This window comes from Streptococcus parasuis (genome assembly GCF_021654455.1).
Taxonomy (GTDB): Bacteria; Bacillota; Bacilli; order Lactobacillales; family Streptococcaceae; genus Streptococcus; species Streptococcus parasuis.
This window is the reverse complement of the sequence record NZ_AP024276.1, coordinates 382,285-395,126: the sequence shown is the minus strand read 5'-3', so window position 1 is coordinate 395,126 and position 12,842 is coordinate 382,285. Positions and strand designations below refer to the sequence as shown.

At 38.3% G+C, this 12,842-nt stretch carries 11 protein-coding genes and 1 tRNA gene; 1 reads left to right on the top strand and 11 read right to left on the bottom strand.

The features are described 5' to 3' along the window. Positions 1–138: 138 nt before the first annotated feature. The gene (lepB, locus tag L6410_RS02025; RefSeq protein WP_172040579.1) at positions 139–738 is read right to left on the bottom strand and encodes a signal peptidase I; all 600 of its coding nucleotides are present in this window, start codon (positions 736–738) and stop codon (positions 139–141) included. Continuing rightward, a complete protein-coding gene (locus L6410_RS02020; RefSeq protein ID WP_160864352.1) occupies positions 719–991 on the bottom strand; it encodes a DNA repair protein in 273 nt (90 codons plus the stop codon). The genes lepB and L6410_RS02020 overlap by 20 nt, the downstream gene beginning before the upstream one ends. Before the next feature lie 428 nt (positions 992–1,419). Between L6410_RS02020 and L6410_RS02015 the strand changes: the two genes are divergently transcribed. Further along, complete coding sequence (locus tag L6410_RS02015; protein WP_237395720.1) at positions 1,420–3,273, top strand: helix-turn-helix domain-containing protein; 1,854 nt, start codon at positions 1,420–1,422, stop codon at positions 3,271–3,273. A 509-nt stretch (positions 3,274–3,782) separates the two neighbouring features. Here the strand turns inward: L6410_RS02015 and L6410_RS02010 are convergent. From L6410_RS02010 to L6410_RS01970, 9 genes are all read right to left on the bottom strand, one after another. Next, complete coding sequence (locus tag L6410_RS02010; RefSeq protein WP_024396627.1) at positions 3,783–4,664, bottom strand: class II fructose-bisphosphate aldolase; 882 nt, start codon at positions 4,662–4,664, stop codon at positions 3,783–3,785. A gap of 217 nt (positions 4,665–4,881) precedes the next feature. Further along, positions 4,882–4,967, bottom strand: a tRNA-Leu gene (locus L6410_RS02005). A gap of 186 nt (positions 4,968–5,153) precedes the next feature. Continuing rightward, the gene (locus L6410_RS02000) at positions 5,154–6,158 is read right to left on the bottom strand and encodes an aldose epimerase family protein (RefSeq protein WP_172055684.1); all 1,005 of its coding nucleotides are present in this window, start codon (positions 6,156–6,158) and stop codon (positions 5,154–5,156) included. A 105-nt stretch (positions 6,159–6,263) separates the two neighbouring features. Next, positions 6,264–7,967, bottom strand: a complete 1,704-nt coding sequence (gene ilvD / locus L6410_RS01995) for a dihydroxy-acid dehydratase (RefSeq protein ID WP_172040586.1) — start codon at positions 7,965–7,967, stop codon at positions 6,264–6,266. A 419-nt stretch (positions 7,968–8,386) separates the two neighbouring features. Next, on the bottom strand, positions 8,387–8,788 hold the full coding sequence (locus tag L6410_RS01990; protein WP_024391488.1) for a PTS sugar transporter subunit IIA: 402 nt from the start codon (positions 8,786–8,788) through the stop codon (positions 8,387–8,389). Next, positions 8,788–9,606 (bottom strand): PTS system mannose/fructose/sorbose family transporter subunit IID, encoded by an 819-nt coding sequence (locus L6410_RS01985; protein WP_172040588.1) that lies wholly within the window; start codon positions 9,604–9,606, stop codon positions 8,788–8,790. Before L6410_RS01985 ends, L6410_RS01990 begins: the two co-directional genes overlap by 1 nt. Then, entirely contained in the window at positions 9,593–10,489 is an 897-nt protein-coding gene (locus L6410_RS01980; protein WP_024391486.1) for a PTS mannose/fructose/sorbose/N-acetylgalactosamine transporter subunit IIC, read from the bottom strand. Before L6410_RS01980 ends, L6410_RS01985 begins: the two co-directional genes overlap by 14 nt. A 38-nt stretch (positions 10,490–10,527) precedes the next feature. Next, positions 10,528–11,013, bottom strand: coding sequence for a PTS sugar transporter subunit IIB (locus L6410_RS01975; protein ID WP_024391485.1), 486 nt, complete (start codon positions 11,011–11,013; stop codon positions 10,528–10,530). 13 nt (positions 11,014–11,026) lie between these two features. Beyond that, the gene (locus tag L6410_RS01970; protein ID WP_237395713.1) at positions 11,027–12,802 is read right to left on the bottom strand and encodes a glycoside hydrolase family 35 protein; all 1,776 of its coding nucleotides are present in this window, start codon (positions 12,800–12,802) and stop codon (positions 11,027–11,029) included. Positions 12,803–12,842 lie beyond the last annotated feature (40 nt).

Genomic DNA, 12,842 nt, shown 5'->3' with positions numbered 1-12,842 from the left:
TGAAACTTCTAAGGCAAAAACCTGCCTTTTATCTTCGAAATACTGATATTCAAAATGTGATTCGCCTCCTTTCAGATCTACAAACAAATATTATAAAAGAACAAATCTCAACAGGCCCGTATATTGTTATTAACAACATCATTGGATAAAACCAATTTCTGAAAACGGCCAAATTCTATAAATCAATTTTCCAACAACTTGTTCCTCAGATACTGTCCCCACAGCTGTATTCCTAGAATCAATTGAAATCTCTCTATTATCACCCATTACAAAATATCGTCCTTCCGGCACTTGATAAGGAAAATGAATATTACTTTCTCCAAAATCTTTTGAAATGAGATATTTTTCCTCTAACAACTGATTATCTACATATACATTTCCAAATTCATCTATGTCTACCCATTGATTAGACGTAGCAATTATCCGTTTTACCAAAATATTATTATTATAGTAAAATGCGATAACTTCCCCACTATCTAAATGACTGCTTTTCACAGAAACAACAATATCTCCACTATTTAAAGTTGTGTTCATCGAATTACCATAAATCTTTAATATTGGTAAGAAAAAAACCGATACTAATACTGCTGAAGCTGCAACGACAATCAATGTAAATACTGTACTTCTAATTGTTCCTAAAAAGCGTTGTCTATACCGTAAAGATAGATAGAAACTTTCTATTTCTTTTGTACTTGGGATTTCCTCTGCAACTTTTATATTAGTCTGTTTCCATCTCATAAGCACCTCCATTGCCATTTTTTAAATTGGTCAAATAGATATCAGCCACTTTCTGTGCTTCTTCGAATATCGATGTCAATTGTATTGCAGCTTCTGCTAGACTTCCAGCATTCTCTACCTTAATTCTTTTTTCTGATAATTGTCGCTCCATTTCCTCTACTTTTTTTTCTAACTCATCAATTCTCCGACTTTGGGCTAGCATAATACCCAATAACTCCACTTTTTTTAATCTTCGTAATTTCCTCTCATCCATCCCAACCACTCCTTGAATCTAGAACTCTCTTAGAGTTGTTAGCGTTAACAAATGCTTTTGAAAGCTTATTTAACCATGTCTTTCTAAGAACATTTCATCGTTATTAATTTATCGCTTTCAAAGTTTTTGAACTTCGAATTTTCCTTTTTCACGTTTGGTATCATTACCCTTTACCCTAATTATACAGGGATAAATGAACCTATTCAACACTAGTCATAAATTTGTCACTGACAAATTTATGACTTAGAAATGCTTAATCTTATAACAACGAACTACAATAAATAAATAAAACTATAGTAACGAATCACTAAAATATTAGATTAAAATGATGCTCTTAAGCCTCAAATCATTTTAAAAAACTAATATGTTGTTGTATAATAATAATAGGTTAATACATAAACTTCTACAGTTACTGAAGGAGGATTATTATGTTTACAAGTAAAGTTCGATTCCTATTATCACAACTCGAGGCAAGTAATTCTGATATTGCCCATTATATGGCTGTTAACCCTTCCGTTGTCAGCCGTATTCGTACCGGTACAAGTAAACCTCAAAAAAATAGTCAAGCAATCCAACATTTTATTAATGGTGTGTATGAATTTGCTAGTCACACCAATCGTCTCTCCATACTCTACTCAATTATCGGAGACACTATTCCAAATGAACAATTTCAGACAAAAGAGGCTTTAAAACTTTGGCTATACAATCCTGAGAAAACGAATTTGGAAAAAAATGGAAAAAGCAAACCCTATTTTGGTGAAAAATTAACTTCCCTTATGAGCCTATTAAACATCTCTAATATTAAGCTTGCAAAAGCTCTAAATGTTGATCCATCTTACATTAGTCATTTCCGATCTGGGAAGAGAGTACCTCAAATCAACAATCGCATTTTTAAAGATCTCTGTGAATTTCTGACCAATCAGATAAAATCACAAAAAAAGTATAATGAGCTTAGAGAATTAGTTCTCTACCAAAAACCAATCCCAACTAATCAAAAAGAAATAAAGCAGATCCTTATTACTTGGTTGAGCGATACAGGTACAAGACTGCCACTATTACCTGTGGGCAATCTATTTGAACAGGTCAGCGATTTAAATATTAAAATTGATCCTTTACCAAAAATATCTGAAATTGCTACCGAAGAAATTATGCATAGTTCTACGGAAACTTACCATTCTACTGAAGGAATGCGTCACGCCGTTCTTCGCCTATTAACTACTGCCATTTTAAAAGGCAGTGAAGTATGGATTTACTCTGATCAAAGTATCGATTGGATGACAGAGGAGTCCAATTTTCTACCAAGATGGTCTGCTTTGATGAATCACTGCATTAGCTCTGGTTTGAAAATAAAAGTAATTCACAATATCCATCGTGAAAATTCTGAATTGTTCTCCTGTATTAAATTCTGGTTGCCACTCTACTTATCCGGGAAAATAGATTCATATTATTGCAAAAAGGAGGCTGATGTTCGCTTTTCTAATACATTATTTATATGTCCTGGTGTTTGTGCCATTGAAGCAACACATGTCCGTGGCTTCGAAAAGTATGGCAATTACAAGTATTACACTACTTCTTATGAAATTTTTTCACTTCAAAAACAATTTGATGGCTTAATGAAATACTCCGCGCCACTCCTTAAATCCTTTACATTAGGAGATCGAGATAATTTCTTATTTTGCCTGTCCCACCTGCCTATCGAAAAAGGTAATTGTCTACTTTCTACTTTGCCAGTATCTACCATGTCGCAACAGTTAGTAAATTCTATTATTGAAAAACATTCTTTCACTAAAGAAGAAAAAGACGCCTTTCTAACCTTTTGGAAAATTCAAAGAAACTATCTAATGCATTGCTTAGAAAACGGCAATGATTATACACATTGCCTTCCACTTTTTGATAAAAAAACTATATTAGCTGGAAAAGTTCCCTTAGACTTAAACAATATTGCCATTAATAAAGAGATTTATTACGATATTGAAGAGTATAAAACGCATCTAAAAAATATCCTTTCCCTGTATCAAAGCTATGATAATTTCCACATACTCTTACAAGAGACAGAATACTTTCATAATATGCAAGTAAGAGTAGGAGACAAGCACGTCATTGTCTTAAAAAATGATTTCCCACAAACTGCTTTTATCTTTACAAATCCTATTTTACAAAGAGTACTTCAACTCTATCAAAAACAGTTACTCCATAAATACAATATTAGCAGTATTGAAATTACAAGAAATATCCTTGAGCATATCTTCCGAGTTGACAATTATATAGAGCAAAATCAATAAGGCATTCTTATTTTCATTCGTCAACCACATAAATATTATCACGTAAAAGCGGCAAAAGCAGTTGACCTAAGCTATACAATTCTAATCATTTTTTATTGCACCTCAATTAACTTTTACACATGTCACACTAGATGATAATCTAAACAAAAAACCAGTCCAGGTTTTGCAAGGACTGGTTTTAATATGGCACGATTCACTACTGACCTCCAAGACATTAATTGATGATAGTCCCCTAATCCAGATATATCATACGCTATATAAAACGTACTATTTCATGTCTATTCATAGCGAGAGGAGTTCACTTTCCCATCCTCTCATTCGACTGATTTAAAGCGTTCTCTCCCAGACTATTTTTAATGCGTCCACCCGTAGTAATCAGGCTTGCTAGAAAGTTCTATTGACTTCCCCTGTAGGCAGGTGCCATGGAGGACTTTCGCCTTAGATACACAACATACACGCCACGCAACAAAAAAACCTAGCATTTCGCTAGGTTAGAGATGTAAAACGAATTACGCTTTGTTCGCTGAACCGAATACGTCAATACGTTCTTCAACAGAAGCTTGGATAGCTTTCACGCCGTCTGCCAAGAATTTACGAGGGTCAAAGAGTTTTTTCTTATCGTATTCTGCTTCGTTTGCTTCATAAGCTGCTGCAAATTTACGAGTTGCGTTTGCGAATGCGATTTGGCACTCAGTATTAACGTTAACTTTAGCAACACCCAATTTGATTGCTGCTTGGATTTGCTCATCTGGAATACCAGAACCACCGTGCAATACGATTGGGAAACCAGGTACAGCTTCAGTCAATTTACGCAAGTGGTCAAGATCAAGACCTTCCCAGTTTGCTGGGTATGGGCCGTGGATGTTACCGATACCTGCTGCCAAGAAGTCAATACCAGTTGCAACCATTGCTACTGCATCTTCGATTGGAGCCAATTCACCGCTACCAATGATACCATCTTCTTCACCACCGATAGTACCTACTTCAGCTTCAACTGAGATACCTTTAGCGTGTGCCAATTCTACAACTTCTTTAGCTTTTGCAAGGTTTTCTTCTACTGGAAGGTGTGAACCATCAAACATGATAGAAGTATAACCAACTTCGATACATTCAAGAGCATCTTCGTAGTGACCATGGTCAAGGTGAATAGCAACTGGAACTGTGATGTTCATTGACTCAATCAAGTTTGCAATCAAGTTACGAGCTACTTTGTAACCACCCATGTACTTAGCTGCACCCATTGAAGTTTGGATAAGAACAGGAGCTTGTTTCGCTTCTGCTGCACGCAAGATAGCTTGAGTCCACTCAAGGTTGTTTGTGTTAAATCCACCAACTGCATAACCGTTGTCACGCGCTGCTTGGACAAATTTTTCTGCTGAAACTAATGGCATTTCGATAGCCTCCTAATATTTTTTGAGGTTGCACCTCATACTCCTCTATTCTACCATTTTTATTTTGAAAATGCTAGTTGAAACCATATTTTTGAGAAAACTTTCACATGTATTTTCATGAAACTCCCTGCAAATTGGACAACAAAAGGTGGAAAAGGGGTTAGTGTAGCCACTCATATTATAACAAAAAAAAAGACTAGCCTCAGCTAGTCTACTATGCGGAGAGTGGGACTTGAACCCACACGACCTAAAGCGGTCACAGGATCCTTAGTCCTGCGCGTCTGCCAATTCCGCCATCCCCGCTCAACACAAGAACTAGTATAACATGAGGAGGGGGCCTTGTCAATACTTTTTATTTATTTTTTGAAATCTTTTGAGCTGATTTATACTTGTAAAGCATTCAGCCCTCTAAGCAAAATATCATACAAAGAGGTAAGTAAAAATCACAAAGAGGGCTAACCACTTTAACTGTGAGGAAAAGGAGAATCGCTACCAAGAAAAACGATAGGCTGTTTGTGAGAAGAAACAATCTCCTTGTTCCAACAAAATAGATCCAAAACCATCAACATTACATGCATTCGGAAGCCCCTGGCATTCTAGACTAAAGGCGCCATGGAAAGCAGCTAACTCTTCAACCGGGAAATTGTAAGTATAAATAACAACGGATGGTTGATTGGTTACAACACTTAGTTTAATTTTCCCATCAGGACTTAATACTTCTACGGGAGTTGCTACATCTTCCAGTATCCATGGGTGATCATAGCCTTTCACGAGGAGATTCTGAGTGTGTTGGCTATTAAAGCCCTGAGAAAACGAAGCAAAATCTCTAAAATCAAACGGCGTATCAATTACTTCTTCCAAAACTCCAATTGGAAGATTATCCTCACCAAGTGGGACATAGCGATTTGCTGCAATTCTGATTTGATGTGCCCCTACAGACTGTTGGAAATCACCTGTCAAATTAAAATAGATATGGTTGGTTGGATTAAAAATGGTATCCTTATCAGACTCTGCCCGATACTCTACAAAAAGTTCATTTTCATCCGACAATCGATAAGTTGCTAAAACACGTACATCACCAGGAAATCCATTGAAACCATCCTTTAAGGTAATACCAAAGGTAACTTGATTATTCTCCTGATCTACACTTGTCTCCCAGTATTGCTCATTTGCAGTATCAATCCCACCATGGAGGGTTCGACCCGGCTCATTTTCTGTAAAACAGTACTTCACTCCATTTATTTCTGTTTGTGCCCCTGAAATACGACCTGCAACTGGGACAATTGTAGAACCAGGATACAAATCTGTTCGTCTATACTCCTCATCTGTTGAAGCAGAAAGGCTAACATTCCGAACCCCTCCATCTTCCTCAACAGGAAGAAGAACCTCAACGATACGAGCTCCAAAATTTGTCAAACCAACCTTCATACCATTAGCATTCGAAAGGAAGAAATGAAGGGCTTCCCCCTTTCCAAACTGACTTTGTTCAATCATACGAGCTCCTATTTTTATTGATTTAATATATGAATAGTATATCATTAATAAACCATAATGAAAAGGAATCTACAAGAATTCCTTTTTCATTTTATACTAATTATTCTAGCGCTCTGCTTGGCGTTCTGCAAACTCCTCATCGGTCATCATCGAACCACCAAAGTTGGCCGAAGAAGCAAAACGTGTATAACGACGCAGCCAACCACTTGCTATTTTAGGCTTGAATGATTTTAAGTGACGACGACGTTCAGCAAGTACTTCATCATCCACAAGAACATCTATCGTACGATTGATCAAATCAATCACAATCTCATCTCCATCCTCAATCAAAGCAATATTTCCACCAGCAGCTGCCTCTGGAGAGACGTGACCAATCGCAATCCCTCTAGTTGCACCAGAGAAACGACCATCCGTTATAAGTGCAACATCTTTCCCCAAACCTCGACCGACAATTTTTGAAGTAGGAGCTAACATTTCTGGCATTCCAGGTCCGCCTTGTGGCCCCTCGTAACGAATCACAACAACATGACCTTTCTGAACTGTACCATTATCAATTGCCTCAAGCGCTTCATCTTGAGAGTCAAAGCAAAGAGCCTCACCTTTAAATGTTTTTACAGAAGGGTCTACCCCACCTACCTTAATAACGGAACCATCTTGGGCAATATTCCCATAAAGAATGGATAAGCCACCAACTGGTGAGTATGGATGATCTAATGGATGAATAACCTCTTCATTCTTAATCTCACAACCTGAAACATTCTCTTTCAAAGTTCTACCTGTTACAGTTATGCGATCCCCTTTGATAGAACCATTCTTAATCAATTGATTGATAATCGCTGAAACCCCTCCCGCCTCATGTACATCATGCATAGTGTAAGCTGATGACGGAGATAATTTAGAAAGATAAGGTGTTTTTTCAGCGATTTCATTAATATCTTTCAAATCATAGGAAATCCCAGCTTCTCTGGCAATGGCTAGCGTGTGTAATACTGTATTCGTTGACCCTCCCATTGCCATATCCAAAGCAAATGCATCATCTATTGCTTCTTTCGTTACAATGTCTCTAGGTTTAATATTCTTTTTAACATTTTCCATTAAGTATTTGGCCGCTTGACGAACAAGTTCTCGTCGTTCATCCGACACTGCAAGAATTGTACCATTCCCTGGCAATGCAAGTCCCAATACCTCCATCAAACAATTCATTGAATTGGCTGTAAACATTCCCGAACAAGAACCGCAAGTTGGACAAGCATTTTTTTCTAGAAATTCAAACTCCTGTTCTGACATTTCCCCAGCTTGGTAGCTACCAACTGCCTCAAATAGACTAGAAAGGCTGGCATGATGCCCTGTCATATCGACACCACCCTTCATAGGTCCTCCAGAACAGAATACTGCTGGAACATTGGTTCGCATAGCTGCTAAAATCATTCCAGGAGTGATCTTATCGCAGTTTGGGATATAAAAAACTCCATCAAACCAATGCGCATTGATGACTGTTTCAGCCGCATCTGCTATCAATTCCCTTGAAGGTAAACTGTATCTCATTCCAATGTGTCCCATGGCAATACCGTCATCAACCCCAATGGTGTTAAACTCAAACGGAATCCCACCAGCTTCCCTTATCGCTTCTTTTGCCACATCCGCCAACTCTCTCAAATGAACATGTCCAGGTACAATATCGATGTAGGAATTGCAAATCGCAATAAAGGGTTTTTGAAAATCCTTTGCAGACTTCACTTGTCCTGTCGCGTATAATAAGCCACGCGCTGGAGCCTTGTCAATCCCGATTTTTATCATATCACTTCTCATTGGATTCTCCTTGTATTTAAAATGATTCCTCACATTACATGTTACCACTTTAAAAGTGAATGTCAATAAATTTTCAGAAAATTTTGTCATTTTTGTTTTTTTCTGTGAATGGATTCATTCACTGGCATATTATTCCTCTCCATAGACTAAGAATGGTAGGAAGGAGTTTCACAACATGATAGGATAGAGCAATGTAACAAGAAATATGACAAATGATACTCCATACAAAAAGAGACCGAGTTTCCCCAGTCTCAGGATACTTAAAGCCAATTTGACTACAGTATTATTTTTACTTGACGAAGATGATCTCTAACCGAAATAGTCACTGACTGTCCTCATTCTCCCGTTTCTAGGCTCGGGCTTTCTGTGGTCACTTTCTTATTTCAAGGTGACCATCTGAAACAGTTCCCCGAACTGTTTCACTCCTCATCATCTTCACTACTTGTTAATAAGGAATTGACATGAACTAAATTGCTTGTACCAAACTCCACATAGTCTACAGCTTCACCTAATAGAACGCCGTTCAAGAAACCAATGACCATGGGCATGTTCATACCTGCATATAGATCAAACTGACCACCATCGAGTAATTTCCGAGAAACTACATTAGCTGGTGTTCCTCCCAACAAATCTGCAAAAACAACAAAGTCATCAAGCTTAGCAATTGTTTCTTCAAATTTTCTTTGGAAGTCTTCTGGACCTTCTTCTGGCAACAAAGCCACTGTATAGATGTCCTCTTGTGGACCCATAATCATTTCAGTGGATTTTTTCAATTCTTCACAGAAGATGCCATGACTTACTAATACTAAACTTCTAACCATTATGCCATACCAAATACGAAGTGACCAATTGCTGACAAGGCAATCGCAAGGACAATGATTATCAAGATAGCTTTTGTTGAAGTCATACCCTTACGTCCTAGCAACCAGAAGACAAAACCTGTGAAGATAGCTGGAACAAGACGAGGGAAGATAGTATTGAGCAAGTCTTGAATATCAATTACTTTTTCACCAACTGTTGGAGCCCAAGTCACTTCAAAGTTAATCATAGTTGCAATCAATGCGCCCATCATGAAGACACCCATTACAGATGCCGCATCAACAAGTGCTGTCAAACGATCACGCATTGTTGTGATGAGTTTAGTACCTTCTTTATAGGCAACTTCCAATTGTTTCCAACGGAAAATATCATACGCAACCGCTACTGCTACCCAAAGGAAGATACCTGCTGGGTTACCAGTTGCGGCCATAGTTGCAGCCACTGTACCCATGATTGCTGGAACTAAGGAACCAAAGATAGAGTCACCGATAGGAGCAAATGGACCCATCAAACCAGTCTTGATACCATTTACCGCATCTTTAGATGCTACACCATCGCTTTCTTCAAGCGCCAAATCGATACCCGTAATAATAGTATGGAAGAATGGTGAAGTGTTGAAGAATTGAGTATGCAATTTCATCATTTCCTTCAACTCAGGAGTACCATCACCGTACATTTTACGCAATTGAGGTAAAATCATGTAGAGGTAGCCTGATGCTTGCATACGCTCATAGTTCCAACCAAGTTGGAAAGTGAACAAGCTACGTTTGTTGATTTGATTAAAATCTTCTTTTGTTAATTTGTAATTAGATTTCGTCATCTTCAATTTCCCCACTTTCTGAATTTGATGGAGCAACTACAGTTACTTTTTGGCTATTTTTGAAGTGAAGTACAGAAAGGAATGCACCCACAATAGCGATACCAATCATTGACAAGCCTTTGAAGTTGTTTACAAATGCTACACCTGAATCTTCAGGAAGGGTACCAACAATACCAGCAACGGCACCACCTAAAGTAGATACGTTACCGTAAAGAACAGTCAACATAGCTGTCAAAGCAAAACCAAATGCCAAATAGTGAAGATTGCGTTTAAGTGGAAGATAGTGAAGCAAGATTGCAAATCCTAGACCAGGAAGCATACGTGCTGCAAGAGTCAAACCATTAGCAATCCATTGGTATTCTTGAATAGCAGAAACCATTGAATCTACAAATTCACCACCAAATGCAAGGGCAAGGAAAACAGGTAGTGCACGAGACAAGGCCCAAGGAATTGCACCAAGTAAGTAGTTCCGTTCGATAGCTGCATAGTCAAATTTTTCAACTGCAGCATCCACACGGTGAGCGAAGTAGGTAGTTGAGAAACGACCCAAAATATCAGTATAGACAAGAAGCGCTGCTACTGGAACCGCAATTGTTGCTACAGCAAGCTCAGGGTCAATACCTTGTGAAACTGAGAAAGCAGTTGCCAAAACTGCACCAGAAGTCGCATCAATACGTGATGCACCACCGAAAGTACCTACACCAAGTACCATTAATTGCAAGCTAGCACCAATTGCTAAGCCTGTTGCCATATCTCCCATAATCAAACCAGAGATGAACCCTGCAAAGACAGGTGAACCTGCTGACGATACGATGGTCAACTCATCACAAATCTGGTAAGCAGAGTAGAGCGTTAAAAGTAATATTTGCCACCATTGCATAATAGTGATCCTCCTTTAAAATTTTTCAAAAAATCCGAATGTTATCTAACCTTATCCAATAATGGCATAAAGTCTTTAGGTGAATCGCCAGGAACCATTTGAGCGAAGAGCTTCACACCCTTAGCTGCCAATGCATCAAAATCTGCGATATCTTTATCTACCACATTGATTGAACGTGTGACAGACCGTGTTTCAGGAGTCTGAGACATATTCCCAACGTTAAGTTCAGGAAGGCTTACACCATACTCCACTAGGCGAAGGAAGTTTTCAGGACGACGTGCTACAATAAGCAAGCGTTGAGCATCATATTTTCCTTCTTTAATATTATTTGCAGCTTTCTCAATCGGTAAAATAGAAAGTTTTACTCCTGGAGGACAAGCCAACTTCAATCCTTGTTTTTCAATGTCGTTTTGAGCAACAGCGTCATCAATTACCATAATACGACTAATATTTAATTTAGTCGTCCATAAGTTAGCAACTTGACCATGAATCAAACGACCATCGATACGTGTAGCAATAATTGCCATACTCATTTCTCCTTTATTTTAAATCTTTATAGATGGGTTCTTGAGAAAAAGGTAATCTTTCTCTATATTTTCCTTCCGTCTCAAAGACGACTATTTCATTCTCTCCTTTCTTTAAGTATCCTTTTGGAATATAGAGATAGAGAATCGGACCTTTTTCCCAGAAACGTCCAATATTTACATTGTTTACAAATACAACACCTTTACCAAAACCTGTCATGTCTATGTAGGTATCCGCCAATTCTGACAAGTTACAAGTATAGCGATAGAATGCAGGCTGATTTTCTTGCCAAGTCTTACTATAATCAACAGCTGAAACCGACTCAAGTGGTAGTGGATAGATTTTCCAGTTTCCAATAAAGTGGAGGTCTGCCATCGCTCCTCTTCCCAAACCTTTAGATTGAGTTGGAGCTGTTAATTTGTGGCCGTAGTTAACACGTCCCATATTCTCCACAAGAATAGCTAAATCCAATTGCTTGCTTTTGAAATCTAGCGTAATGTCTTCACCAATCTCCGTTTGATATTGTGTTGTAACCTTACGCCCATCAGCAAAAACATGAATCCGATCCCGACCATCAATCACACGAAAACGTTCTGCTTCTTCCTTATCTTGTTCCAATTCGGTTTTATAGAGAATATAGCCAGTGGATTGATCAAATTGTTCCATATTCTTAGGATAGAATGAATGATGACACTCGCTGATGGCATCAATGGTTTCAAACAAACTAACTTTATTCACTAACTCAGCTGGCTCAAACGCCTTAGCTTTTTTCACTATTGGTTCTGCATAGTCTAATTCTGGATATCTTTCCATCATCAGCTTTTGAAGAATATAAAACTTCTGCGTTGGATTTCCAGCTTCATCTAGAATTGCATCATAATCATAAGATGTCACCTGAGGCAAATCAATTTGACCTCGCGCAGAGCATCCATTCATGAAACCAAAGTTCGTACCTCCGTGAAACATGTAGAGATTAATCGAACCAAGTTCAATGCACTCCATGACTGACTGAGCTAGTTCTTCTGGCTCACGACGAATCACTTCATCACCCCAGCGATTGAACCATCCATCCCAAAATTCCATGCACATCAGTGGCCAAGTCTTTCCATATTCATCAAAGAAAGCTTGCATCATTTGAAAATTTTCGTTCGCTCTTGAACCAAAATTTCCAGTGACCAATATATCATCGGCAATGAGTGAACCTGCACGCAAACAAGCTCTCCATGGACCATCTGATGTGAAGAAGGGAGCAGTCAAACCATGTTTACGCATCAAATTCGCAACCGATCTTAAATAGTCTTTTTCTTCACCATAGGAACCATACTCATTCTCAACTTGAAACATGAGAATGTTTCCTCCTTGTGCGAGCTGGAACTTGGCTAATTTAGGAAGAAGAGAAGCGTAATATTCAGCTAAGTGCTTCAAATACATAGGATCACTCGAACGTACTCTCAGCTCTTCCTTCATCAACCAAACGGGGAGTCCACCCCATTCCCACTCTGCACAAATATAGGGGGAAGGACGTACAATTGCATAAAGCCCTAGTTCTTGAGCAATTCTTAGAAATCGTTCAACATCTAGAATTCCGTCAAAACAAAAATGTCCTTTTTTAGGCTCATGCAAATTCCAAGGAACATATGTCTCAACCGTATTAAACCCAAGAGCCTTTAGGTTGAATAAAGAATGATACCAGTCATCTGGATGTACTCGAAAATAGTGAATTGCACCAGATAATATTTTAAATGGCTTTTCATCTAAATAGAATTGATCTTTTATCTGGAAATCGCTCATTTCTACCTCCATGTAACCGTTTACCTTTTCTATTAGTATA